This is a genomic window from Leptolyngbya sp. GB1-A1 (assembly GCF_039962475.1).
Classification (GTDB): Bacteria; Cyanobacteriota; Cyanobacteriia; order Elainellales; family Elainellaceae; genus Leptolyngbya_A.
On sequence record NZ_JAMPLI010000022.1, the window covers coordinates 40,072 to 65,666 of the forward strand.

General features: G+C 51.0%; 19 protein-coding genes and 1 pseudogene. 9 read left to right on the forward strand and 11 right to left on the reverse strand.

What is annotated here, in order from left to right:
- Position 1 precedes the first annotated feature (1 nt).
- The 4 genes from NDI45_RS18955 to NDI45_RS18970 all read right to left on the reverse strand — a co-directional run bounded on the left by NDI45_RS18955 (position 2) and on the right by NDI45_RS18970 (position 3,207).
- Entirely contained in the window at positions 2-787 is a 786-nt protein-coding gene (locus NDI45_RS18955; RefSeq protein ID WP_348248285.1) for an HAD-IA family hydrolase, read from the reverse strand.
- Between the two features lie 178 nt (positions 788-965).
- The gene (locus NDI45_RS18960; protein ID WP_348248286.1) at positions 966-1,493 is read right to left on the reverse strand and encodes a GNAT family N-acetyltransferase; all 528 of its coding nucleotides are present in this window, start codon (positions 1,491-1,493) and stop codon (positions 966-968) included.
- Positions 1,494-1,734: 241 nt separating this feature from the next.
- Positions 1,735-2,889, reverse strand: coding sequence for a DUF4142 domain-containing protein (locus NDI45_RS18965; protein ID WP_348248287.1), 1,155 nt, complete (start codon positions 2,887-2,889; stop codon positions 1,735-1,737).
- A 168-nt stretch (positions 2,890-3,057) separates the two neighbouring features.
- A complete protein-coding gene (locus NDI45_RS18970) occupies positions 3,058-3,207 on the reverse strand; it encodes a hypothetical protein (RefSeq protein ID WP_348248288.1) in 150 nt (49 codons plus the stop codon).
- 141 nt (positions 3,208-3,348) lie between these two features.
- Here NDI45_RS18970 and ftsH3 point away from each other — a divergent pair, with 141 nt between their 5' ends.
- On the forward strand, positions 3,349-5,190 hold the full coding sequence (ftsH3, locus tag NDI45_RS18975) for an ATP-dependent zinc metalloprotease FtsH3 (protein ID WP_190793134.1): 1,842 nt from the start codon (positions 3,349-3,351) through the stop codon (positions 5,188-5,190).
- A gap of 220 nt (positions 5,191-5,410) precedes the next feature.
- Here ftsH3 and NDI45_RS18980 read toward each other — a convergent pair whose 3' ends face one another.
- A complete protein-coding gene (locus NDI45_RS18980) occupies positions 5,411-5,590 on the reverse strand; it encodes a tyrosine-type recombinase/integrase (protein ID WP_199296690.1) in 180 nt (59 codons plus the stop codon).
- A gap of 367 nt (positions 5,591-5,957) precedes the next feature.
- On the opposite strand from NDI45_RS18980, the gene NDI45_RS18985 reads away from it, so the two are divergent.
- The 7 genes and pseudogenes from NDI45_RS18985 to NDI45_RS19015 all read left to right on the forward strand — a co-directional run bounded on the left by NDI45_RS18985 (position 5,958) and on the right by NDI45_RS19015 (position 12,934).
- Positions 5,958-6,974 (forward strand): NAD(P)-dependent alcohol dehydrogenase, encoded by a 1,017-nt coding sequence (locus NDI45_RS18985; protein WP_348248289.1) that lies wholly within the window; start codon positions 5,958-5,960, stop codon positions 6,972-6,974.
- A gap of 230 nt (positions 6,975-7,204) precedes the next feature.
- Positions 7,205-7,957: pseudogene (locus NDI45_RS18990) on the forward strand (PhzF family phenazine biosynthesis protein); the annotation flags it as partial.
- Between the two features lie 195 nt (positions 7,958-8,152).
- Positions 8,153-8,626 carry a GNAT family N-acetyltransferase gene (locus tag NDI45_RS18995; protein WP_348248290.1) on the forward strand — a complete coding sequence of 158 codons (474 nt, stop codon included), beginning with the start codon at positions 8,153-8,155 and terminating at the stop codon, positions 8,624-8,626.
- Between the two features lie 237 nt (positions 8,627-8,863).
- Complete coding sequence (locus tag NDI45_RS19000; protein ID WP_348248291.1) at positions 8,864-9,535, forward strand: VOC family protein; 672 nt, start codon at positions 8,864-8,866, stop codon at positions 9,533-9,535.
- Positions 9,536-9,786: 251 nt separating this feature from the next.
- Positions 9,787-10,557 (forward strand): carbonic anhydrase, encoded by a 771-nt coding sequence (locus tag NDI45_RS19005; RefSeq protein ID WP_190794649.1) that lies wholly within the window; start codon positions 9,787-9,789, stop codon positions 10,555-10,557.
- Between the two features lie 515 nt (positions 10,558-11,072).
- Positions 11,073-12,428: a C1 family peptidase gene (locus NDI45_RS19010; protein ID WP_348248292.1), complete on the forward strand. Its 1,356-nt coding sequence runs from the start codon at positions 11,073-11,075 to the stop codon at positions 12,426-12,428.
- 23 nt (positions 12,429-12,451) lie between these two features.
- Positions 12,452-12,934 carry a cupin domain-containing protein gene (locus tag NDI45_RS19015; RefSeq protein ID WP_348248293.1) on the forward strand — a complete coding sequence of 161 codons (483 nt, stop codon included), beginning with the start codon at positions 12,452-12,454 and terminating at the stop codon, positions 12,932-12,934.
- Positions 12,935-13,019: 85 nt separating this feature from the next.
- Here the strand turns inward: NDI45_RS19015 and dxs are convergent, their stop codons facing one another.
- The 4 genes from dxs to NDI45_RS19035 form a co-directional block, all read right to left on the reverse strand.
- Positions 13,020-14,930: a 1-deoxy-D-xylulose-5-phosphate synthase gene (gene dxs, locus NDI45_RS19020; protein WP_348248294.1), complete on the reverse strand. Its 1,911-nt coding sequence runs from the start codon at positions 14,928-14,930 to the stop codon at positions 13,020-13,022.
- Positions 14,931-15,035: 105 nt separating this feature from the next.
- Positions 15,036-16,802: an RluA family pseudouridine synthase gene (locus NDI45_RS19025; RefSeq protein ID WP_348248295.1), complete on the reverse strand. Its 1,767-nt coding sequence runs from the start codon at positions 16,800-16,802 to the stop codon at positions 15,036-15,038.
- A gap of 118 nt (positions 16,803-16,920) precedes the next feature.
- Positions 16,921-17,715, reverse strand: coding sequence for a DUF362 domain-containing protein (locus NDI45_RS19030; protein WP_348248296.1), 795 nt, complete (start codon positions 17,713-17,715; stop codon positions 16,921-16,923).
- A 111-nt stretch (positions 17,716-17,826) separates the two neighbouring features.
- Positions 17,827-18,675, reverse strand: a complete 849-nt coding sequence (locus NDI45_RS19035) for a cyanophycinase (protein WP_190793909.1) — start codon at positions 18,673-18,675, stop codon at positions 17,827-17,829.
- A gap of 837 nt (positions 18,676-19,512) precedes the next feature.
- Here NDI45_RS19035 and NDI45_RS19040 point away from each other — a divergent pair.
- Positions 19,513-23,214, forward strand: a complete 3,702-nt coding sequence (locus NDI45_RS19040; RefSeq protein ID WP_348248297.1) for an FG-GAP-like repeat-containing protein — start codon at positions 19,513-19,515, stop codon at positions 23,212-23,214.
- Between the two features lie 176 nt (positions 23,215-23,390).
- Here NDI45_RS19040 and NDI45_RS19045 read toward each other — a convergent pair whose 3' ends face one another.
- On the reverse strand, positions 23,391-24,884 hold the full coding sequence (locus NDI45_RS19045) for a GTP-binding protein (RefSeq protein WP_190793911.1): 1,494 nt from the start codon (positions 24,882-24,884) through the stop codon (positions 23,391-23,393).
- A 183-nt stretch (positions 24,885-25,067) separates the two neighbouring features.
- On the reverse strand, positions 25,068-25,367 hold the full coding sequence (locus NDI45_RS19050; protein WP_348248298.1) for a hypothetical protein: 300 nt from the start codon (positions 25,365-25,367) through the stop codon (positions 25,068-25,070).
- Between the last annotated feature and the right edge of the window lie 228 nt (positions 25,368-25,595).

Genomic DNA, 25,595 nt, shown 5'->3' on the forward strand with positions numbered 1-25,595 from the left:
ACTACGCCCTATTTTGAAACGATAATTTGAAACAGGCTTCAATCTCTGCAAGCGTCAGGTAATCTCCGGGCTGAGCAGCACTGCGGTTTTCAATCACTTGCATTGGTAGAGCCGGATCGCCCAGGCTTGAAACCACCATGATCGCTTCGTGAAAATCTTCCTGCTGCGTATAGCTGCTAGTCGTTACCAGACAGCGGAATCCTGCCGCGATCGCTGCCACCAATCCATTGCGCGAATCCTCAATCACTAGCGTACTTTCTGGCAATAAGTTCAACTGCTCCTTTGCCAATAGGTAAATATCAGGGGCAGGTTTTTTGCGCGGCACCATATCCCCGGCATAAACCTTGAAGTGGTTTGCCTGCTCTGTTCCCACCACAAACCCCAGCACCGATCGCACCGATTCTTCTGCAGAAGTGGAAGCAACAACAAGCGTCCAGCCTGCGTCGATCGCTTCTTCTGTAATTCGCTTAATCCCCGGTCGGGCAGGCAGTTTGCCGCTCTGCACCATTTCTTTGTAAATTGCAGTTTTGCGCTTGTGCCATTCAGCAAGCAATTGACGCTGTTCTTCTGGGTTTGTGGGCAATCCAGCCTGTGCTACAAACTCCGGCGTGAGCAAACTTGCCATACGCTCTTTGCCGCCGCCGATTTTGAGCTTCTCGGTATAGTCGGACTCTGACCACTGCACAGGCAATCCGTACTCCGCAAACATCTGATTAAATGCAGGCAGATGTCCATCGCGCTCGGTATCCGCTAACACGCCATCACAGTCAAAAACGATCGCGCTCATATCTTCTTTCTTGTTAGTGGTTAATTGATTTAATTGCTGAAATTCGCTGCGAATTTAACTACCGAAACAGAGTAAATTCTACAGTATTAAACTCTCCTGTATTGGCTAACAATAGGGCAGTGAATCGATTTTAGCTGCAATGGCTCTATGGTGAATGGTACGTCTAGCCGAATCAGAACTATAGCTCGAGTTGCATTATCACTCGATCGGAGATTGGTAATCCGGCTTCCCTTTCTTGAAGTCTAATTTGCTGTAAACCAATTGTTAGTTCTGATTCGTCAGAAATGCGAAATCCCAGTTTTGAGTAGAAGGGCGCATTCCAGGGGATATGCCGAAAAGTCGATAACGATACCGCCCGATAATCCTGAAGTTTTGCCCAGGAGCAAACCGCATTCACGAGTGCTGATCCGATGCCTTTTTGTCCATGTTCAGGATTCACATCAATTTCCTGAAGATAGAGGGTGTCATCAACTTCGCGAGTAATGGCAAACCCAACCACAGCATCCTGATTATCGATTGCAACCCATACCTGCCCTGCTTGAAATCTTTCTCGAATCAAGTCGAGTGGCAGGGGTTCAGCATTCACTAGGAAAGAATAGGGAGTGTCAAGAAATAAGCGATTGGCTAATTGCTCAACCTGAGACAGTAGGGTTAGTTGTTCAGCACGAGCAAAACGAATTGTATAACCTGATTCAAGAATTCTCATGGTGTTTTACACCTCACGGGGCTACGCGATTTATCTACCCGCTTTAGACTAATAAAGATCAGTTCAATCCTTAAGGTCAATATTAAAGAAAATTGCCGGAGCAGAAGACAAGATACGTCCTCCGTTCCGGCTGATTAGCATTGCGATCGATTTTTCCTTGCCCCTAAATTCCATCAGGATTACATCAGGAGATGAAAGGCTCGATCGATCGCTTCATTTGGCGAATGAGCCTGACAAGTTCCTATCGCGTAATGCGCTGAGCACTAAACGTATTGCTCATGGCGTTTGCCATCTGGTAGTGATCCTGAATGTTGGGCAGCAGGGTAGAAGCATAGGCTTTTGCTTCGGGTGCCTGTCCTTGAGCAATTTGAGTTTGGAACAGAGCAACCGTCCGCAGGTGAGCCGTGGTCTGAGCTTCCATATATGCCCGATCGAACTCTGCACCTGACAGTTGGGACAGACGCTCAGAAATAGCAGCACTCAGAGGGTCAACACCCGTCGGAAGCTGAACACCATACCGAGCTGCGATCGGCTGAAGTTGCTGGTTAGCAAGGGTGTGCTCATCGATCATGCGCTGGGCGTATTCACGCACTTCCTGGTTGTTCGACTTTTGCAAAGCGAGCTGAGAAGTTGCGATTTCTGCGTTATTGCCCTGCGCTGCCATACGGATGAACTCGCGATCGAGGCTGCTCACGGTCATCATGCCGTTTTGCATCATACCGCCGGAAGAAGTGCGATCGACACCCTGCTGGTTCATCGGCATATTCATTTGCATGCCCCGATTCATTTGCATGCCCTGGTTCATTTGCATGCCCCGATTCATCTGCATGCCCTGATTCATTTGCATACCCTGGTTCATTTGCATGGAGCGGCTGTTATTCTCTTGGGTTTCAGATGCTCCTGAGCCTGGGTTCATGTTTCGCGCTTCAAGCCGTCTTTCTGCTTGCTCAACCCGATCTGCACTGCTTCGATCGAGCGTCCGTGCTGGGTCATCAGAGGAGTTACTGCCAACGACCGCAGGCGAACCCGAAGGGGTTTCACTCGGTCCCGGAATTGTGCGGAACGGCAGGGAGCGAACCTGATCACCTGACTGGATCGATCGCGATGAATTTCTCTCTACTCTGTTAGAAGACTCGCGCTCCATTGAGGAACCATTATTCATCCCGTTGCCCATGCCAGGATTCGTTCCATTGCCCATACCGGGGTCATCGACCGAGGAAAAACCAGGAACACTGGGGCTGCCCGAAGGAGATTCACTGGGACCAATCGGAGATTGGAACGGCTGCTCGGTACGGCTTTGTGCCAGCGCAGGCAAGCTTACTGCCGAAGCAAGGGCAGCAGCACTGATAACGCCTGCAAAACGCTTCACAAAAGCAATACGATTAAAGTCTTTCATTGTGATAATAAGCCTTGATTTCGAGAGTGTAGTTTCAAACGTCGATCGCTCCTGAAGCCGCTTTCTCAACCAAGCTTTCTCAAGCTATAAGAAGGCAAACCAATAAGAAGGCAAAGGGATCGAACTTTTATCTCTAGGTACATTGGGCAGTGTAAAGAGTTATGCCCGCTACAAACCTCTACCAAGGGAATTGGGAAACCGACCGCCCCGTCTATCTTCAGGACGAATTCCCCACCCAATGTTCATATTGCCGTTACACCTTGCCTTGGCACGGCTGCCTGCCCCTGCTGCAAATCCCTGCCTTTCTGCGCCTACCATCCTTTATTTCGAGTGGCAGAATAGGAATAACAGAGAGTCCAACCCACTTTCTGAGAATCCTGATAGGATTGAGTTACATTAATTAATATTAAGAGGTTAGATTCCCCCCTCGCACGGACATTTTAGGAGGAAGAACCCCCGGTGAATAACAAACGGTGGAGAAATGCGGGGCTTTACGCGCTTTTAATTATCGTTGTTCTGTTTTTGGCAACGACGTTAATCGAGCGGCAGCCCCAGTCAGCAGTAACCTGGAAATATAGCCAGTTTATCGACCGCGTCGAGGCTAGTCAGGTTGAGAAGGTCATGATCAGTGCCGATCGCACCAAAGCTTTGGCACAAACCAGCGATGGTCAGCGCGTTGCGGTGAATTTGCCCAACGACCCCGGACTGCTCAATATTTTGCAAGAGAATGGTGTCGATATTGCCGTTTCTCGTCAGGCAGACGACAATATCCTGGCACGAGTCCTCAGCACGCTGCTGATTCCGTTCCTGTTGCTAGTGGTGCTGTTCTTTGTGCTGCGACGGGCACAGGGCGGTCCTGGCAGTCAGGCAATGAACTTTGGCAAATCAAAAGCTAGAGTCCAGATGGAGCCGCAAACGCAAGTCACGTTTAACGATGTGGCAGGCATTGAGCAGGCAAAGCTGGAACTAGCAGAAGTTGTAGATTTCCTCAAAAATGCCGATCGCTTTACAGCTGTAGGCGCAAAGATTCCGAAAGGTGTACTGCTTGTCGGTCCGCCCGGAACGGGTAAAACGCTGCTGGCAAAGGCAGTTGCAGGCGAAGCAGGTGTTCCTTTCTTCAGCATTTCGGGTTCTGAATTCGTAGAGATGTTCGTTGGGGTGGGCGCATCTCGTGTGCGTGACTTGTTTGAGCAAGCAAAAGCCAACGCTCCCTGCATTGTGTTTATCGATGAGATCGACGCAGTGGGACGGCAGCGCGGCGCAGGCTTAGGCGGCGGCAACGATGAGCGTGAACAAACTCTGAACCAGTTGCTCACTGAAATGGATGGCTTTGAGGGCAATACGGGCATCATCATCATCGCGGCAACGAACCGTCCCGATGTGCTGGATGCAGCTCTCCTGCGCCCCGGTCGCTTTGACCGTCAGGTCGTAGTCGATCGCCCCGACTATGCCGGACGACTGGAAGTGCTCAACGTTCACGCTCGCGGCAAAACCCTGTCGAAGGACGTGGATTTAGAGAAAATTGCCCGCCGGACTCCCGGCTTCACGGGTGCGGATCTGGCTAACCTGCTGAATGAAGCCGCAATTCTGGCAGCTCGTCGCAACTTGACCGAAATTTCAATGGATGAAGTCAACGATGCGATCGATCGCGTCCTGGCAGGTCCAGAGAAGAAAGATCGCGTCATGAGCGAAAAGCGCAAAACCCTCGTTGCCTATCACGAAGCCGGCCACGCGCTCGTTGGTGCCCTGATGCCGGACTATGACCCGGTACAAAAAATTAGCATCATCCCTCGTGGACGCGCAGGCGGTTTGACCTGGTTCACTCCCAGTGAAGACCGGATGGACTCTGGCTTATACTCTCGCTCCTACCTGCAAAACCAGATGGCAGTTGCCCTCGGCGGACGCATTGCGGAAGAGCTGGTATTCGGCGAAGAAGAAGTCACCACCGGCGCCTCGAACGACCTGCAACAGGTGGCACGGGTGGCACGGCAAATGGTGACTCGCTTCGGCATGAGCGATCGTCTTGGACCCGTTGCTCTTGGTCGCGCTCAGGGCGGAATGTTCCTCGGACGCGACATTATGGCTGAGCGCGATTTCTCCGAAGAAACGGCGGCGGCGATCGATGACGAAGTGCGAAACCTGGTAGACCAGGCATACCGTCGAGCAAAGCAAGTACTGCAAGAAAACCACGCGGTGCTAAACATGCTGGCAGATATGCTGATTGAGCGGGAAACCGTAGACTCGGAAGAACTGCAAGAGCTGTTGGCAACCAGCGATGTGAAAGTGGCAGCGATTCCTTAATGAATCTGATACCACTTCGCTAATTTCATAGATTAAATCAGGGGGCGGCTTGACCGTCCTCTTTTTTTTAGGGGGATATGGAAGGGTCGCGAGTCAGACCAGTTGCAGGCAATACAAACTGCCAGATCCATTTGCGATCGGCGTTCGGATATTTATGCTCAAGCACAAACGGCAGATTCACGGCTCCAAACCCTCGGCTCAAGTCCCGCTGGTGCTGTAGTTAGACACCCACTAGATGATCTCGCAATTCCTCTGCTACGCTCGATAGCGGTATCGTCACACGACTTTTGCTATCTTTGCCGTCCCTGACTACAATTTGCTGTTGAGCAAAGGCAACATCCTTGACTCGCAATCGCAAACCTTCAATTAAGCGAAGCCCGCTCCCATACAGTAGCTTCACGACCAGTTAATAAATATCGTCACACTGTTGGATCACGGCGGTGCGAAGCAGTTCCCCTGCGGGGTAATCGCCTCCATGAGGAATCTGAAAATATGCGGAAAGATTCTGGCTATTCAGCTTAAGCCGCGTACTATGCGGAAATAATCTGCATAATTAGTAAGTTTGGGATGTTATGCAGAATCATTCTGCCTATCCACCTACTATGGGATTTTAGGCGGAAATCTTCAGTCTATGAATAGTTCTGCTGCTTGCGTCCAGTGTTGCCTTTATAGAATCACAGACCCAATGTGACAGCCTAATCTACGCTTTACGGTCGCGTTACGGTGTGGTTGCAGGTGTTTCTTGAATTGTTTAGTCTTAAATCGTGATGAAAGCCTGGATTATTGAAGCGCATGGAAATACAGATGGCCTAGCTCTTGTGGATTGGCCGCAGCCTGAACTCGGTCCCCATGATGTTTTGGTCGCGATGAAAGCGGTCTCGCTCAATTACCGCGATCTCGGCACCCTACGTAACGCGCGGCCGGGCAATCTGGCACCGCCGCTCATCCCCTGTTCCGATGGAGCGGGTGAGGTGGTCGCAGTCGGCACCCAGGTAACTAGATTCCAGGTAGGGGACCGAGTCGTCGGAGGCTTTTTTCGCGATTGGATAGAAGGTCGCTTCTCGCTCGACTATCACAAGGCTTCTGGTGGTGGCTCGATTCACGGCGTGCTGCGCGAAACGATCGCGACCCCGGAATGGGCGCTGGTGCCAGTTCCGGAGACTTTCTCTTATGCCGAGGCTGCCACATGGCCAGTGGCAGGCGTGACCGCATGGGCATCACTCTTTACACGCGGTCACTTGCAAGCAGGCGCCACGGTTCTCACATTGGGCACTGGTGGCGTCTCGACTTTCGCGCTGCAATTAGCCTCCGCTGCCGGAGCCAGGGTTATTACGACCTCAAGCAGCGATGAAAAGTTGGCCAGAGCAACCGAAATGGGGGCCTGGGAGACAGTGAACTATAAGACCACCCCTGAGTGGGACCAAGAGGTGCTGCGCCACACCCAGGGCCAAGGTGTGGATCATGTGATTGAGGTCGGGGGCTCTGGTACCCTCGAAAAGTCGACGAACTGTGTCGCAGCAGGAGGCCAAATTGGTCTCATTGGGGTGCTCACCGGATTTGGCCCGCCAAGCGGGAGTTTGTTTCCTCTCATGGTGGGCAATGTCCGCCTTGATGGCATCTACGCTGGCTCACGCTCCGATTTGGCAGCCCTCATCGCTTTCTCAGAGGCTCATCAGTTGCATCCCGTCATCGACTCGACCTTTGGCTTCGCTGATTCTAAAGCGGCCTTTGAGTACCTTGCAAGTGGACAGCATTTCGGCAAAGTCGTGATTGACGTCGCGTAGGACGTACATCCGACACAGAATTGAGGATTCGCAAGAGTCACTATCAAGCAGCAGAACCAGGCGCTGCAGCCGACCGCTTACAGCTTCGTTTGTTCCTCACTACGCTTCCAGCGGCGGCTGAGCTGTATCGTTATGCCGCCTTTAGTTATTGGTAAGGTAGTGTTCTGAAAAGTGTCTGCCAGTGCTTCAGGTTTGCTATGAAATTGCCAATATTCTAAGTTGATGCTTTTACAGACAAAGTGTTTGGTGGCAATCCTGCTGCTGTTTGCCCTCTTGAACAGTGGCTACCTGATGATGTTATGCAGCGAATAGCAATGGAGAATTCTATTGCTGAGACAGCATTCTTCATTCAGTTAGATAAGGGCTTTGAGATACGTTGGTTTACACCAGAAATTGAAATGGATTTGTGCGGACATGCAACATTGGCAACAGCACACGTCATAGCAAGGCATCTCAATTTCTCACGACCTTTCATCCAGTTTCGATCGAAAAGTGGAGAGCTTACAGTGGCAGTTGAGGAGAAGTTACCAACCTTAAATTTTCCTTCTCGTAAACCTGAACCGAGTGAAGCTCCACAAGTAATTTTGGATGCGCTTCAGCGTGAGCCTGTAGAGATTTTGAAGTCTAGAGACTATATGCTTGTGTTTGAAGATGAAGAAGTGATTCGACATCTAGAACCCGATCAAAGCCTTCTTAACCAAATCAATCTTGACCCCGGTGGTGTCATTGTGACAGCCAAAGGAGAAGGGGTAGATTTGGTATCACGTTTTTTCACACCGCAGGCGAGTATTTTTGAAGATCCCGTAACAGGGTCTGCTCATTGCTCGTTGATTCCCTATTGGAGTGAGAAACTTGGTAAGGATTCTATGGTTGCCTTGCAATTATCATCGAGAGTTGGAAAACTGTTTTGCAAAGATGTAGGTGAAAGAGTTTTAATCTCAGGAGAAGCAATAACGTATCTGGAAGGGCATATTATAATCTGACTATCTTGGAAAATACTCTTAGCAACGGACAGCATAACAATTCGCTTGGAGTGGATTGACGAGAGGTCTTAGTGCATTGCTCAGATTGTTTGCAACCGCTGACCAGAACCGTTCGGCTGCTGCGCACGGCCTGGCTGCACCAGAAAACTCAGTGTGTAACATGCGAAAGGACTTGATGAACTGCAAATCCCTTCCATGTCTATTGGGCTATTTGAAATGACATTTTCCATTCGAGAACTTGGCCCAAACGATTTGGCAACGGCACAGCAGCTTTTTGAGATGTGGCGGCAAGAGGACAACGTGACCAAACCGCCGCCTTCGTCTGAAACTCTGCTGCGCTTGCTGTCACGCCCCGATTTTCACGCCGTTGCTGCGTTGCGCGAGGATGAAGCCATCGGCGGACTGACAGCTTATGAGTTGGAGATGTATACCGAAGCGGCTACGGAATTGTTCGTCTACGAGGTCGGCGTTGCCACCGCGCATCGGCGGCAGGGCGTGGGGCGTGCCTTGATTGAGTTCGCCAGAAATCTATGTCGTTCGCGCAACCTGAGCGCACTCTATATTCCTGCAATGGCCGATGACGCTCGTGCTGTTGCGTTTTATCAAGCGACCGGCCTCAAGCGCGAAGATGTTGCGTGGTTCATGCAGGAGTTCGAAGACAACTTATGAAACTTCACTCTAAACATCGGCAAAAGACATTGCTGAACTCACCAACAGCTGCCGAACAACAGTGCTGCACCGGAACGTAGCAATATACTCGGTTAAGTTGCAAAGGTTATTTGCGGCGGGTGAGCAGGGTCGTTAGGTGGCTTCAGTTATTGGTGTTGACGGTACTTGGAGTTTGTTGATTAGACTCATTAAACTTGAGAAGCTGAGTAAGCTTATCCTTAAAGTAGCTTTGAAACTATGGCGTTTGAATTTGACCATCTCTTTATCTGTACTGATATTGGTGCTGACGAAGCTGATCGTTTAGTATCATTTGGCTTAGTGGAGGGGGCATCTAATACACATCCTGGGCAAGGAACAGCCAATCGCCGTTTCTTCTTCCACAACGCAATATTGGAATTGTTGTGGGTTCACGATACAGAAGAGGCGAAATCAGAGCCAATTCGCCCTACTCGTCTTTGGGAGCGATGGACAAATCGGAAGGATGGCACATGTCCATTTGGAGTTTGTTTGCGTTCAGGAACAAGTGATGGTGACACCGCTGCATTTTCCAGTTGGGCATATCGTCCACCTTATCTGCCTGAAACACTAAGTATTGCGGTGGGTACAAATAGTGATGTGCTAACAGAGCCAATGCTCTTTCAAACTCCATTTGGTAAACGTCCAGACCAATACCCGGCTGAAGAAGCACAGCCTCTAAAGCATCATGTTGGTTTGCGCGAAATAACTCGTGTAGAGTTGGTCAGTCCTACCGCAGATAATCCGTCACCAGAATATCAAACGGTGATCGACACCAATCAGGTCAGGGTACGATTAGGAGCAGAATATTGCGTAGAGCTTGGTTTTGATGAGGAAGTGCAGGGGCATCAAATAGATTTTCGCCCTGGATTGCCACTTATCATAAGTTGGTAGCCGTAACCCGCCATCTAACAATCCGCTTGCACACCGACCGTTTAGATATGATTGGTTGAGTTCGAGAAGTTACTGGTGGCGGGTGAAGCGGGTCGTTAGCCTGCGTGTCCCTTCAGAACTTTCGCTTGAGTTTAAAGATTTACTTCAACAGCAGTTTTTGTGTCACCTGTACAGAGAAGATTCAATTTAAGAATGAGCTTTAAACGATTTGCGCTTGTTCTAAAAATGCTTTCGTTGTTCAAGACACAATTATGAAACAATCCTCCAATCAACAAAGGCTTTCAAGAAGAAATCTTCTTCAATTTAGTGCAGGACTGATTGGTACAGGTTCGCTAACAGCTTGGTTGGGAACGGGCGCATTAGCCCAAGCTGCCGAAGATCAGTCATCCCGTACTAAGCAAGCCCAATCTGTTAATGCTGATCCTGGGAGTGCCCATTCCCAAAGTACTTTGACTCCTGATCAGGCGCTAGCGCAACTTATGGAAGGAAACCAGCGATTTGTTCAAAGAAGGCGGCTCAATCCTAATCAAGATGCTGCCCGCCTAGCTGAAGTTGCGTCACGGCAAGCACCCTTTGCCGCTATTTTGAGTTGTGCAGACTCACGAGTAGTGCCAGAGATTGTCTTTGATCAGGGAATTGGAGATCTCTTTGTAGTTCGTGTTGCTGGTAATATTGCTATCACTGAAGACATTGCTAGTGAAGAGTATGCGGTTGGTGTCTTGAGAACACCCCTACTGATGGTTCTGGGACATGAGCGATGTGGTGCCGTGGCAGCGGCTCTGGAAGGGGGAGAATTGCCAGGTGTCATTGAATCACTGGTATTTGCAATTCGACCAGCAGTTCAAGCTTCGGAGGGGAAATCGGGCGATCGCCTTACAAACGCAATCAAGTCAAATGTGAGCTTACAGGTACAGCGGCTGCAAAACTCTTCTGTAATTGCTTCAGCCGTACAAGAAGGTAAACTCAAAGTTGTGGGTGCCTACTATGACCTGGATACAGGCGAAATCAGTTTAGTCAACTAGGACGCACAGAGGTAACTATTGCTGCAAATTGCGGTTGCAGCTAACAACCCGCTTGAACCCGACCGTTGAGGGCTAATCTATAAAGTGTTCAAGCTATCTACGGCGGGTTAAGCAGAACGTTAGAGAAGTCTTTGTTTCTGGTTGTGGCAAAACAGGCGTTGCTGAATTGAAGGATGAAGACACAACTTGAGACCCTGCATCGCCCCCTAAATCCCCCAATGCTGGAGGACTTTGAGGATCAGTTTCCCCCAATTTTGGGGGGCTAGGGGGGCTAACCATACTCCAATTCAGCAACGTCGTGGCAAAACACAAAAGGTGTTTGTCAACGTGCAAGACTAAATTGCGGGAAGAGTGCGTCGTCTGATGCTTGGGGTAGGGCTTCAGTTCCCGCTCATTTTAGAGCGATCGGTTCAGATAGGTTTTTAAACTAGAACTGTGGCTTGTGTGATCCTGCGGAAATTGAACAGGTTTATTACGATCACTAACTTTCGCAAACAAACCTTCACAAACAAATCGTGAGCCATGTTACCCGTCCGGGCATTTTAGCGTTAGTAGAAATACTCAATGCTGAAGAAGGAGCCGCGAGGATGGTGCTGAGTTCACTGCAGAATCGGAAGTATCGCATCGGGGGTTATCGTCCTGGGCAGAAGCCAGAGAATACGAAATATCATCACAGCGATCGCTTTCAGGCGGATCAGCTTCCCCGCAAAGTCGATCTGCGAAAGCACATGACCGAAGTGGAAGAGCAGGTCGGCAATAGCTGCGTTGCCAATGCCTTTGCCGGTGCATATGAATATCTTGCCAAACGGGATCTGGGCGAAGCGGGCAATGTCAGCCGTCTTTTTGTCTACTACAATGCACGGGCACGAGAAGGCTATGAAAACGACGATTGCGGCTCACAAATGTATTGTGCGATCGATAGTCTGATTGAATACGGGGCTTGCTGCGAAGACATTTGGGCAAATGATGAATCGCTAATCTGCGAAGAACCCGATACAAATGCCTACGAACACGCTGCAAACTTCAAAATTACAGAAGCAGAGTTTATCGAAACTGATTTAGATCTCTGGCGGCATACCTTAGCAGAAGGATATCCGATCGCGTTTGCGTTAAACACCTTTGAGTCATTTGATGATGCCACCCAAAATCGGGGTCGCGTTCCCATGCCCAAGCGATTGGATAACGTGCGGGAAACGCATGGATGGCACGCGATGCTATGTGTTGGCTATTCTGACAAAGATCGAATGTTTATTGTGCGAAACTCCTGGGGCGTAGCGTGGGGCGATCGAGGCTATTGCTACATTCCCTATGACTATGTGATGCACCTGGATTACAACGGTCACGACTCCTGGATTATTAAAGCCGTAAACGATCTCGATTTTAGTGTGGATGTTTGGGAAGAAGGAGACTCTGTTTTTGCAGATGAAGGATCACTCCTCCTCTACGATTTTTACATTCGCACCACCGATCCTGAAGGCTTTATTGAGGAGCTTGACGCATTGTGCCAAAACTATGTTGAAACCGAAGAAGATTACTACTTCGATTACGAAGAGGAAGAAACCGAAGAGGAATACATCGTTCACGTCAATAGCTTTGATTTGACGATCGATGACCCAGATGAATTTCTTGAGGAGTTAGACACTCTCTGCGAAAATTACGCGAGCGCTGAGGACTATGGCTACTACATAGAGTCAGACGCAAGCGAGGAAGAGGAGGAATACAGCGAGGAAGAGTCAGACGCAAGCGAAGAAGAGGAGGAATACAGCGAGGAAGAGTCAGACGCAAGCGAAGAAGAGGAGGAATACAGCGAGGAAGAGGAGGAATACAATGAGGAAGAGGAGGAATACAGCGAAGAAGAGTACGAAGAGTAGACACCTAGAGAGGAAGATATTTTATGACACTGCAAAAAAATTCATCTTCTAATCATTCCGATACCGATTACCCCGAAGGGGGAACTGCTTCGCATCGCCAATCTGCTGGCAAGCCAACCGAAATCGTCACTGTACGCCCTGATGCTGAAACCCTGACCCGTCAACGACTGCCCTACTTTATCGGCATCTCTGAAACCACAGCAGGCGCAAAGGGAATCTCGATGAACCTGGTAATCATTCCCCCAGGGGGTTCAGCAGAACCGCATTTACACCGTGACTATGAGACAGCGATTTATCTGATTAAAGGTCGCGTTGAAACTCGCTATGGTCAGGGGCTCAAACAAACAGTTATCAACGAAGCAGGTGATTTTATCTTCATCCCTCCTGGCGTTCCCCATCAGCCTCATAACCTGAGCGACACTGAACCTGCTCACGCGCTGGTTGCTCGAAACGATTCCAATGAGCAGGAAAACGTTGTTCTCTACAACCCAGTTTCAGAGCGTTAAAGCAAAGACGCAAAATTAAGGAAACGCTGAATTACTTCAGACAATCACCCCAACTCTGCGTCTCTGATTTTTGTGAATCGTACTTTTAGCTTGCAGTCTCACTCAGCACTGCCGAGGGAGCCATCAGCTTGAGAATGCGATCGGCAATCTGGGGTGAAGTCAGACCTAGATCGGTGAGGGATTCATCCGGTGTAGCATGGTCTACCAGCATATCGGGAACACCCAGGCGCGTCACGGGAACCATGACCTCGTGGTCGAGCAGCGATTCAGCAACCGCAGAGCCAAAGCCGCCCATAATGCAGCCTTCTTCCAGGGTTACGACGTGCTTCATTTGACGGGCGATCGGCACAATCAGTTCGGTATCGAGCGGTTTAGCAAATCGGGCGTTGATGACCGTGGCTTCGATGCCGTGTTCACCCAAAATTTCCGCCGCCTGCATTGCCGGGTAGACCATCGAGCCGTAGCCCAGCAGCAGCACATCGTCCCCGGTTCGCAGAATTTCTGCTTTACCAATCGGCAGCGATTCCCAGCCTTCCTCCATCAGAGGCACGCCAAAGCCATTGCCGCGTGGATAGCGCATTGCGATCGGACCGTCAGTGTACTCCACGCCCGTCACAATCATCCGCTGAAGCTCGGCTTCGTCTTTGGGAGCCATCAGCACCATGTTGGGGATGCAGCGCAGGTAGGCAATGTCATACATTCCCTGGTGGGTGGGACCATCTGCCCCGACCACGCCCGATCGATCCAGGCAGAAAAAGACGGGCAGATTTTGGATGCAGACATCGTGGACGATCTGATCGTAGGCGCGTTGCAGGAACGTGGAGTAGATTGCCACGACCGGACGCATTCCTTCACAAGCCATCCCCGCTGCCAGGGTAACGGCGTGCTGCTCGGCAATGCCCACATCAACGTATTGCTTCGGCAATTTTTGCTGGAGTTTGTCCAGCCCGGTTCCGGTTGCCATCGCTGCGGTGATGCCGACAATGCGCGGGTTGTTTTGCGCCAGCGTAGTGAGCGTATGGGCAAACACCTTCGAGTAGCTAGGCGGTTTCGGTTTGCTGGCGGGGTGGGGTTTTCCGGTTGCCAGGTTAAAGGGCGTTTGGGCATGGTAGCCGACCTGATCTTGCTCGGCGATCGCATAACCCTTCCCTTTCGTCGTTGCGACATGAACCAGAACGGGACCGCCGTGCTGATGCGCCAGCTCAAACGTGGTAATTAGCTCTTCCAGGTTATGACCGTCGATCGGTCCCATGTAGGTAAAGCCTAGTTCCTCGAACACTGCGCCCACTTTGGAAACCGCTAGCCGCTTCATACCTTCCTTCAGGCGAGACAGTTCCGGTTTGAAGGAACCGCTAAACGGCAAATGCTTGAACTGCTCCTCCAGGTTGTCCGTAAGGAACTGCATCGGCGGGCTGAGCCGCATTTTGTTGAGATAGCGCGAAATCGCTCCCACGTTGGGCGAGATCGACATCTCGTTGTCGTTTAAGACCACCAGCAGATTCGTCTTCGGCAGATGTCCGGCATGGTTGATTGCCTCCAGAGCCATACCGCCCGTCAGCGCACCGTCGCCAATCACCGCTGCCACTTTGTAGTTGTCGCCCTGCATATCCCGCGCCAAAGCCATTCCCAATGCTGCCGAAATGCTGGTCGAAGCGTGACCTGCGCCAAAGTGGTCGAACTGATTTTCGCTGCGCTTCAGATAGCCCGCCACGCCGTTTTTTTGCCGCAGCGTATGAAACTCGTTGTAGCGACCTGTGATCAGCTTGTGAGGATACGCTTGATGCCCCACATCCCAGAGCACCTTGTCGCGATCGAGATCCAGTGTTTGATATAGTCCGATTGTCAGCTCGACGACTCCCAGCCCCGGCCCCAAGTGTCCCCCACTGGTTGCCACGGTTTCCAGGTGCTTTTCGCGAATCTGTCGAGCGATTTGCTTAAGCTGATGAATCGATAAACCATGCAACTGGTTGGGGTGGGTAAGTTCGCTCAGATGCATATCAAGTGAATACCTTCCAGGCTATAAAATGGGCTATTGAATATTGTCACTCTAATCCGAATCGGGACCCGGTTTCGCAATTCTCATCCTGCGAAGTAGGAATTCTTAAAATGGCAAAGCTGCCGTGACTTGCAGCCAGCGTCCTGATCGCGGATGCTGAATCTGCAATGTCCTGGCGTGGAGGAGAAGCCGTTCGTCCCCATCATTCCTACCATAGAGCCTATCGCCCATAATTGGCATATCTAGCCCAATCGCCAGGTGTACCCTTAACTGATGAGTTCGCCCGGTCAGGGGAAGCAGTTCGACCCGCGTTTGATCATTGGATCGCTCCATAACGCGAAACTGAGTCAAACTCGGCTTGCCCCGCTCCCAGTCCACTTTTTGGTAGGGTCGATCGTCGGGGTCGCTCCACAGCGGTAAATCAATCGTTCCTTCCGTCTGAGTCAGCACCCCGTCCAGAATCGCCTCGTAGGTCTTCTGCACCCGTCGCTGCTCGAACTGCAAACTCAACGCCCGATAACTCTCCCGATCCTTCGCCAGGAGCAAGACCCCGGATGTATCCTGGTCTAGCCGATGCACCGCCCACAGTTTCCCCCCATCCCTCCCTCTCGCGATCAATTGGGTTAGTACACTATCTTGTCGATCGCCATACCGTCCGGGAACGGAGAGTAGCCCCGCGGGTTTGTCGATCGCAATGAGATACTCGTCTTCGTAGAGGATGGTTAGAGGGTGTTGGAGGAGTGGGAGAGATCCTGCATTGCCCCCTAAATTCCCCAGAATTGGGGGACTTTGAGCTGTGAGAACAGTCTTTTGCAAAAGGAATGCCTGCGGCTCGGTTTCTCCCAAGGTTGAGGAACTAGGGGGGCGAATCCCTGGTTGAACTGACTGTGACAACCCTGACAGCAAAAATCCCATGATCGGCTGACATCGCTCTGCACAGGCTCCGTAGAACTGTCCCTGCACTTTGTCGCCATCGGCAGAGGGTTCGCCCCACCAGAATTCGGCTAGGGCGATCGGCTTTAGGTCATGGGTCGCGGCATAATGCAGCAGTTTGGGAGCGCAGCAGTCTCCGGTTCCGGTGGGAAGATAGCCCTGGGACATCAGGGAGTTGAGTGAAACGGTTTTCCCGGCGAAGTTGGTCAAATAATATGCGGTGTAGAGCTGGGCTTGCAGGTTGCGCGATCGATCTTTGCGCTGTCGTCTGAGTTCTGCAATTCGGGCATCGGCGCGGTCGATGATTTGCTTCAACGGCTGAAGCTCTGCGTCGCGCTGCTGTTTTAGATAGTGGCGATCGCTTTTGTCGCGGCGGCTTTCGTTATCCAGCGTTTCAAGTGCCTGGGCTAATTCGTTATCTGCAAGAGTCGCTTGCAAAATTTCACGCTTTGATTGTCTTGCCTGCTTGCGCTGCTGCTGTTCTGTGGTGAGGTTTGCGAATCGCTGCTGCCAAATTTGCGATCGATCCTGGTACTCCTGCCGCTCCGGGATTTCTTGCAGGGCGATTAACTCTTGCTTGATTGCCTGAAGCTGTGACAGCGTTTCTGCTTCACGAAATGCCACTGAATCGCGTCCCGGAATTGGGGGAACCCAGCCTGCGATCGTGCTTTTGCCATTGAGCAATCCTGAGAAAGCTTTCAGAACTGCCCTTTCTCCGGCTGGCGTTTCCACCAGCAGCACGCCGTACATTTTGCCTGCTTGATGTTCGGACTGGCTCAGCTGCTGCATCAATCCTTGGGCGATCGACTCTACCCATTCCGTTCGCGGAAGCTGCAATAACTTTCCCGTACGGGGACAGTGCCCCCTGTACCAATAGGACGGCGAGCAATCGTCTGATAAATCGGTGGAATGGGTCAATGAGGCGATCGGATGAAGCATTGTGGAGAGGAAATTTGAGAAGTGGTTAGTCAGTGCTGGAGCTTGTGGAGATCCCCCTACTACTTTTTGTCTAAGGAATTTATTTAAATTTTTTATTTAAGTAAGGAGAACTTCAAGGCTAGCTTCTAGTCTCATCCCTCATTCTCTCGATCGCCTCTACATAGTCCGGCGTTAACTCATCTGCAATCCGGCAGGCTTCCCGATCGACCACTAACAAATCATTACCCCAAATCACCTTGCCGATTGGAACGGCACTGCCACGATCGGGCTGCCAATCAACGCTGATAAATTTCTCGTTTGCATCGACCACTGCTCCGTCGAACAAGTGACCGATTGTGAAATAAACGTCCTGCAACACAAGGGGCACGGAGGGGCGATGCAACTGTCCGCGTGAATGGGGACTTCGGGCTTTGTAGCGATCGCGGGGAAATAGCCCGTACAGATTTTTGAGCGACGCAGAGATGAGCGGCTCTTCTTTCAGAACTGTTCGCTTCAGCGCACCCACACTAATCCGACAGTCTACTTCTTGCAGCAGGGTGGGAGCCAGCATTGAGGGAAATCGGGCAGGGTGAGGAGATTGATTGGGGTATTCCTGCATCGGCAGCGTATCGGCATCAATGAGCTGCATTCCCTGATCCATCACGTCATACAGTCCATTGCGACTGGCAATCTCACCAAGGGAAACGGGGGAACAAACGCCTTCCACAATCAAAATTTCTGCATTGGGGCTTGCCTGCCGCAATCCGCGCAGCACTGTACTCAGTACCCCCATACTTACTGTGACTGGCGGCTTTTTGGGATATCCCAGGTTTGGCTTCACGAGGATTCGGCAAGCGTTCTGCGCCGTAGCAGGCGGTTGGTAAACAAAATGGGTTATCTCTGCAACCTGGACAGACCCTTCAGAAGCGATCATGCTGAACTCAAGAAATTGCACTCAAAAACGCATAAAAAAACAAGCTGCGGCGATCGCAGCCCGTCCTAGAATAGCGCAAACAGAATTACAGCTAGCAGCAGAACTCGCTTTCTAACAAACGCAAGAGCGCGTTCTCAGATCAAATCGGAAGCCTGCGGGCAGGATGTGCAACTTAATCCCACCCAGAGCGAGCGGCTCATCCTTCAGCAGTTCGTTAACGTTGTTGAGGGTTGCTTCGGACTCATCAACGATCGTGACCGAGCTTTCGCCAACCACTTCAACGATATGACCATCTACAATAATGGCAGTATTTTCATCGATGCCAAAGCCGATCGTTGCAGGCTCCAGAGCCAAAGCAGTTAACAGGCGGCCTAGGCGACCCCGCTGAGCAAAGTGCTGATCGATTACCACATTGGGCAAAAAGCCCATGCCGCGATCGATTTCAACCGTATCGGGACGAGGATTGGTTTCAGATTCGCCCACCACAATCATCTTGTCGGGCATCATGGCAGCACCCGCACTGGTTCCGGCAACCACCGCTCCCCCAGCCAGCCGTTTGTGCAGCAGATCATCGAGTTCGGTGTCTTTGATAATTTCTAGAATGCGAGCCTGGTCGCCGCCTGTGAAAAAGATTCCGGTGGCATTTTCAACCGCCGACAGCACATCGCGATCGCTGGAATCTTCGCGCCGACTCGTATCGACTGCCCGCACATCTTCCACGCCGAGCCGTCTGAAGACTTCTGTATAGCGATCGCCCACTTCTCTAGGAGAACCCGTTGCAACCGTCATAATCGCAATGCGAGCCTGCAATCCCCCAGCACGACGGACAAATTCTCGGAGAATCTTGCAGTCACCGTCCTTATCTTCTGCACCACCAATAATAATCAAAGCCCCATGCGTTTCCGGCAGTTCTACACTGTCCGCCCCGGACGTAAACGGCTTTTCTGTGCTCTCTACCATACTGCCATCCAAAAGGAATTTTTCTAATTTGATTGTTGTTATCGTCGCACGACGAGAAAATAAGCCAGAACCTCCTTTTGGTAGACCTTGATACAGAACCGTTCTGTACTAAGGCGGATCGTCAACGATCGGCTTTTACTTATTTTTGTCCGTAAAAATACTATTTTTCCTGTCAGTGAAATTTTCAGTTCCAGTAATTTCTACATTTCTAATCCATAGAATTACTCTGTACTACTTACGTATGTTTCTAATTTATGAAAAAGGGTTCATCTCAATTTCAGGATCTTGTAAAGCCCGTCAACGGTTGTCAAGAAATCTCTAAATCAAGGGAATAATCCAAAGAGTTCGGCTTGTTGATTGAACCATTTGTACAAGTCTCTTTTCTTTGTATCAAATCTAGTTAGCTGCGATTGCTGGAGGTGGCTGGCGTCAAATTGCTGTGAGATCAAGTACGGGCTTGGAGCTTTCCTGAAAGGTGGGTAAAGTTCTCTCCATTCCCCCAATTCATCCGCTATTTAATTGCACTAACTACTAACAATTCAAGGTTTTATTTGTGAGGTGCTGATGCCATTATATTCTCTTTTAAAAGTAGTCCACCCGCTTTATTTCAGGTAGAGCCACGGTTGATTAATTTGTTGTTGAATCTCAAAAGAAGCGGATTGCTCTGATTTTTTGTTTTCCTTCGTTTTGCTCAAAGTGCAGATGCTTCTCTTGCTCTGCTTAATACCCTGTCTAACCATCCAAGGCAGGATAGCTTTGCAGACAAACCTGTAGCTTTCTGACAACTGATTTGATCAAGTTCTCCAACCTTTCTTGCCTTTACGCTCAGGAATTACAATGACTTCTCCTAACGGACAAACTGGTACCGAAAATCCTGTTGATAGTCTCAGTATGAACAGCTTCAGTACGCCTGCCTTAGGTAACAAAGCCCCCGTTCTCAGCTTTGGTAGCCAGTACACCCAGCAAATAGGCAGCCAAAATCCCGTGAGCGGCATTAACGTCGGCAGCTTCAGTAGTCCAACCTTTGCTGACCTCAGTGGCGATGGCAAGCTGGATGCGATCGTGGGAGAAGTCAGCGGCACACTCAGGTACTACCTCAATACGGGCACGGCAACTGAACCCGCTTTTACAGAGCAAACAGGCAGCAGTAATCCTTTTAATGGCATTGATCTAAACTTCTACAGTAGACCAACCCTTGCCGACCTCAGTGGCGATGGCAAGCTGGATGCGATCGTGGGAGAAGTCAGCGGCACACTCAGGTATTACCTCAATACGGGCACGGCAACTGAACCCGCTTTTACAGAGCAAACAGGCAGCAGTAATCCTTTTAATGGTATCAATGTAGGCAGTTTCAGCAGCCCCAGCTTCGCCGACCTCGATGGTGATGGCAAGCTAGATGCAGTCGTGGGAGAAATCAACGGCACACTCAGGTACTACAAGAATACAAGCACCGACATTGCCCTGACCTTTGCAGAGCAAACAGGCAGCAGTAATCCTTTTAATGGCATCAATGTAGGCGGCTTCAGTAGTCCAACCTTTGCTGACCTTGATGGCGATGGCAGGCTGGACGCGATCGTGGGGGGAGAAGACGGCACGCTCAAGTACTACAGGAATACAAGCACCAACATTGCCCTGACCTTTGCGGAGCAAACAGGCAGCAAAAATCCTATCAGCAGTATTGATGTGGGCGGCTACAGCAGTCCCAGCCTTGTTGATCTGAACCAGGATGGCAAACTTGATGCGATCGTCGGAGAAGCGAACGGCACACTTAAGTACTACGAGTTCATTACCACGACCACGGCTCCCGCCCTCGCCTATCAAGAACAGTCTGCCGCCGCGCTCATTGATCCTAATCTCACCGTTACTGATGTTGACTCAGCAGACTTTAACGGCGGTAGCCTCACCATTGGCATTAACAGCATCACCAGCAGCGATCGATTGTTGATTAGTGCCGATGCCGACTTTACCCTAGACGGATTTAACCTGTTTTACCAGGGCAGTCTGCTTGGCTCTATCAGCGGTGGCGATGGCAGCAATTTAGTGATTAACTTCAGCAGCAGCGCTACCCCAGAAGTCGTCACTGCCCTGCTACGTCGCGTTAGCTATACCAGCACTGCGAATGATCCGCCTGCTTCACGCACGGTCAGCTTTGTTCTCACCGAAGCTGATGGCACTGCCAGTGAGCCCCTGATCAAGACGATCAATATTACTGGGGTGAATGATGCCCCCATCTTCACAAAAGGTCAGGATATTGTCATTAATGCAGATGCGCCTGCTCAATCGATCGACTGGGCAACCAACATCAGCGCGATCGAGGCAGGACAAACGCTCACCTTTGTGGTGACAACTGATAACGATGCACTGTTTGCGACGAAACCTGCGATCGATCCTGCAACGGGCAAGCTCACCTATACGCTGGCAGGTGCGGTCGTTGGCGTTGCCAATATCACCGTCACTTTGAAAGATAACGGGGGGACAGCGAACGGAGGCGTAGACGCAACACAAGAAACCTTCACACTCACGGTCAATCCAGGCAACCAGGCTCCCTCTGCCGTGACGCTGACCAATACCACGACCTCGATCGCCGAGAACGCCAGCACCAGCACCCGCATTAAAGTCGCGGATATTGGCATCACCGATGACGGTTTAGGAACCAACACTTTGAGCTTGAGCGGTGCGGATGCCAGTTTGTTTGAGATTGAGAGCAATGTCCTCTACTTGAGGGCGAACACCGTTCTCGATTACGAAGCCAGGAACAGCTACAGCGTTACGGTGAATGCGGATGACTCTGCGGTGGGCGCGACCCCCGATGCCAGTCAGACTTTCACGCTGAACGTCACCAATGTGAACGAAGCTCCCACTGCCGTCACGTTCACCGATACCACGACCTCGATCGCAGACAGCACGGATACCACCACTCGCACCAAGGTTGCAGAGATTAATGCCAGCGATGACGGCTTGGGAACCAACACTTTAAGCCTGAGCGGAACCGACGCGAGTTCGTTTGAGATTGACGGCAGCACCCTGTATCTCAAAGCCAATACAGTTCTGAATCAGGAAACCAAGGGCAACTACAGTGTAACGGTCAATGTCGATGACCCTGCCCTCGGCGCTACGCCTGACGCATCTCAGGTTTTCACGCTCACCGTTACGAGTGCTAACAAAGCTCCTGGCTTAAAGCTAACGAATATTGCAAGCACGATCGCCGAGAATACAGACACCAGTACCCGCGCCAAAGTCGCCGATGTTAGCATCATTGATGATGGAAAAGGCACCAATACCCTGTTCCTCACCGAGGAAGATGCCGACTTATTTGAGATTGACAACAATGCCCTTTATCTAAAGGCAGGAACAGTAGTTAATTACGAGCAGGAAGATCTGTATGACGTAGTCGTCAATGTGAAAGATGAAGCGATCGGCTCTGCCCCGTCTGCCAGCTACGCTCTGACGCTCACGATCACTGATGTCAACGAAGCTCCCACTGCCCTTAACTTCTTCAACCCCGTTTCTACGATCGCCGAGAATGCCAACACCACCACTCGTCTCAAAATGGCTAATATCACGGTCACGGACGATGGGTTGGGCGGGGAAACTTTTTCTCTTGCTGGCGCAGATGCAAACCTGTTTGAAATCGAGAACAGCGTTCTCTACCTGAAAGCGGGAACAGCCATTGATTACGAAACCAAATCCAGCTACAGCGTCACAGTGGAAGTCGATGACCCGACGGTGGGAGGCAAACCCGATGTGAGTCAGACGTTTAACTTGCGCGTCAGTGATGTCAAAGAAGCATCCGATCCGGTACAGCAGCCCTTGGTGCCCCCATCTTCGCCGGGTTCGCCAGGTTCGCCTACTTCCCAATCGCCTACTCCCCAATCGCCTACTTCCCAGCCGCCTCAGCCTTTCACTTTTATTGCCTCTTTGCCGTTCAACCTCAAGCGCAATAATCCGATCGCCGGAGTGGTGTATCGCATTACCAAAGAGGGCACTCCTGATCGCGACAGCTATGAAGGCGACAGTGAGAATGATGCCCTATGGGGACTCGACAACGCCGATCGATTGTTGGGTAAAGATGGACATGACTTTCTATCGGGTGGCAACGACAAGGATTACATTGAGGGCGGCGCGGGCAATGACTTGATCTTCGGTGGATTGGGTGATGATTTCCTGGTCGGCGGAGATGGTGACGACATTATGCTGGGCAGGATGGGCAAAGACAGGATCACAGGCGGCAGCGGTAAGGATATGTTTGTTTTTGCGAAGCCAGCAGAGCGACCCGATCGAATTACAGACTTTGAAAAAGGCGATCAAATTGTTGTGCTCGGTCGCAGCTTTAAGGGTGGCCTAAAGGCAGGAACGTTGAATGCAAAGCACTTCCACATGGGGCCAAAAGCATTTGGCGCAGACGATCGCTTTATTTATAACCGGAGGACAGGCGTTCTCGCGTTTGATGCAGACGGCACGGGTAGCCGTAAAGCAATCGTGTTTGCCCAGCTTGAAGGAAGCCCTAACCTGACAAGCCAGAGTATTTTAATCGTCTAATTGCAAGACTCGCGATCGGCTAAAAACGGAGTGCAGAGGTAAAAATCCCAATCTGGGGATGAAGCCCTGCACTTGCTTTGTATATATCTCTTGTATCTCTCCGTGTATCGCCTTTCTGCGTATATCGCCTTATTGATACATCACCTTGGCTATTGCGTTGTCTATTGCGCTCCCGATCAAGCCGATCGATCGAGTTTGGCTTGGAGTTCTGCTTTAATGCGGCTCAAGATTGAGGCTTCATCCAGGGAAGACAAGATTTCAGTAACCACGGCTTTTGGACTTTCTGATCCCCAAGTTGCGCCATTTGCTAGATAAGTTTTTGCCACCTGACCGATCGCATAGGACGATACGCCTGCTACGCCTGCCTGCGTGATTGCTACAGACACATAGGGTGCAAGCGAAAGCCCCCCGGTTGCCGGAGCCGCCGCGCCCAGCAAGCTCTTTAAAGAACCTAGCCCCAGGGTGAGCAACAGCTCACTTGCTGTAATACCGCCCATACTCAGCGCAATTTTTTGCAGTAGCCCGATCGCCGCCTGCTGAGTCATGGGAATGCCGTAAAGCTGCGATAGGATTACGATTAAGGTCACGTCGATCGCTGCCCCGCCGACCAGATCCAGCATCGTCACCGGATTTAGTGCAACTGCCATTGCTTTTGCCATGACACAATTCCAGATCGCTTCGTTTGCACTCCGATCGCGGATTTCGAGCTTGCGCTGCACGATTTGCTCGTTCACGTTGTCAGTAAACAGCATCGTGTTGAGTGCGACCAGCGATTTGCCTTCCCGATTCAGAATTTCGAGAATCTTTAGCTTGACCTGATCCACCTGCGGCAACCCACGGCTAAGGTGAGGAACCAGCTTTCCGTCCGATCGCTTCACGGCTCTGGCAACGAGGGGGGCAGCCGATGCCATCACAATCTCGTCCGGCGACAGCAGTTCTTTCACCCGCTCATCGCGAATCTTTTCGTAGATAGCAAGGCGATCGGCTTGGGGATACTGATCCATTTTGTTCAGCACTAGTAAAATTGGCTTACTCGCCTGCCGCAGTGCCGACAACGCCTCAAATTCTACCCGTGTCATATCGCCTGCGACGACAAACAAAATCAAATCTGCCTGCTCTGCTAGCTGCCGCGCCAATTGTTCGCGGGTTTCGCCGTTAACCTCATCAATTCCCGGGGTGTCGATCAGCTCGACCTGCACCTGACCCGTCCCCCGCAGCGACACTTTCCACAATTCCTGATCACTGCCCGGAAGTGCCTGCCGCTCGGCTTGCCAGGGTGTAGTTTGCCATTCTGCCGATTGAACCGTTTGCGTTACGCCATGAATCGCCCCCGTCTCAAAAATTTCCTGCCCCAGCAAAGCATTCAGCAGCGAAGACTTGCCCCGTCCCACCATGCCAAACACCGCAATCTGCACGACCTGGCGATCGAGCTTATCTCGCAAAGTCTCCAAGCTGTTCAGCTCCCCTTCTAATTCCGATCGCTCTCTCGCAGTCAGCTTCATCCGCTGCACCAGATCGCGCAACACGTCCTGCGCCTGTCGATAGTGCAAATCGGCTTGCAGGTTGCTAAAACTGGCGATCGTCTCTTCGAGCTGGCGCTGCAAAGCTGTTCCCTCCTGGAGGGAATTGAGGTCGGGAGAATTGGGGTTGGGGGTGGTGTCGTCGGTCATAAGCTCCTCTCTTTCGCATTATGACACCTGACAATTGATCGGAGTTTGGTGAGTTGAGATCTCCTACAATCCCCCTTCAAAAGCGATGGTGTATCTGCCAGTGGTCTGTTTGAAGTTGCGCTTGGATAGCCCCCTAAATCCCCCAAAATTGGGGGACTTTGAGCTTGATTGCTGACAGGGATGCTAGAGGAAGATGCGTTGAGCGGTGGGTAGATACCAGCGTTTGTAGAGCCGGATCACTTCGCCCGATCGAACCTGAACGATCGCGCCTAAGGAGGCACTGCTTGGCATTGACGCATTCTCAGGTACGGGAATTGGCGGACTCCAGGCGTAGCTGTCACAAAAGCCTCTGCGCTCTAGCTCAATCACGCACTGATCCACGCCCGCAGGCTTGCCAATCAGCGCAATTTTGACTGCTTCTCGATCGCATCGGTCGCGCAAGGTTTGACCGATCGCAGATTGCGGTTCGGTAGGATAAGTCATATTCAAGATCTCCGAGGGTATAAGAACCCTAGAGATAAGAGCTGAATACTGTTAAACAAGACTGACAAACCAGAACTTATAATCGTTCTAGCCTTTCAGACTGCTGGCTCAGTCCGGGAGGTTAGCTGGCTTTGAGTGGTGCAAACACTCTTAGTCAGCGATCGATCTCTTTGTGAGTGTGAGTCGATCGGACTCCCTCAGTCTATCTCTAGGTAAGTACTGGCTAGC

Coding starts and splice junctions, on each gene's coding strand:
- NDI45_RS18955 (WP_348248285.1), bottom strand. CDS start 787: ATGAGCGCGATCGTTTTTGACTGTGATGGCGTGTTAGCGGATACCGAG.
- NDI45_RS18960 (WP_348248286.1), bottom strand. CDS start 1,493: ATGAGAATTCTTGAATCAGGTTATACAATTCGTTTTGCTCGTGCTGAA.
- NDI45_RS18965 (WP_348248287.1), bottom strand. CDS start 2,889: ATGAAAGACTTTAATCGTATTGCTTTTGTGAAGCGTTTTGCAGGCGTT.
- NDI45_RS18970 (WP_348248288.1), bottom strand. CDS start 3,207: ATGGTAGGCGCAGAAAGGCAGGGATTTGCAGCAGGGGCAGGCAGCCGT.
- NDI45_RS18985 (WP_348248289.1), top strand. CDS start 5,958: ATGAAAGCCTGGATTATTGAAGCGCATGGAAATACAGATGGCCTAGCT.
- NDI45_RS18995 (WP_348248290.1), top strand. CDS start 8,153: ATGTCTATTGGGCTATTTGAAATGACATTTTCCATTCGAGAACTTGGC.
- NDI45_RS19000 (WP_348248291.1), top strand. CDS start 8,864: ATGGCGTTTGAATTTGACCATCTCTTTATCTGTACTGATATTGGTGCT.
- NDI45_RS19005 (WP_190794649.1), top strand. CDS start 9,787: ATGAAACAATCCTCCAATCAACAAAGGCTTTCAAGAAGAAATCTTCTT.
- NDI45_RS19015 (WP_348248293.1), top strand. CDS start 12,452: ATGACACTGCAAAAAAATTCATCTTCTAATCATTCCGATACCGATTAC.
- dxs (WP_348248294.1), bottom strand. CDS start 14,930: ATGCATCTGAGCGAACTTACCCACCCCAACCAGTTGCATGGTTTATCG.
- NDI45_RS19025 (WP_348248295.1), bottom strand. CDS start 16,802: ATGCTTCATCCGATCGCCTCATTGACCCATTCCACCGATTTATCAGAC.
- NDI45_RS19030 (WP_348248296.1), bottom strand. CDS start 17,715: ATGATCGCTTCTGAAGGGTCTGTCCAGGTTGCAGAGATAACCCATTTT.
- NDI45_RS19035 (WP_190793909.1), bottom strand. CDS start 18,675: ATGGTAGAGAGCACAGAAAAGCCGTTTACGTCCGGGGCGGACAGTGTA.
- NDI45_RS19040 (WP_348248297.1), top strand. CDS start 19,513: ATGACTTCTCCTAACGGACAAACTGGTACCGAAAATCCTGTTGATAGT.
- NDI45_RS19045 (WP_190793911.1), bottom strand. CDS start 24,884: ATGACCGACGACACCACCCCCAACCCCAATTCTCCCGACCTCAATTCC.
- NDI45_RS19050 (WP_348248298.1), bottom strand. CDS start 25,367: ATGACTTATCCTACCGAACCGCAATCTGCGATCGGTCAAACCTTGCGC.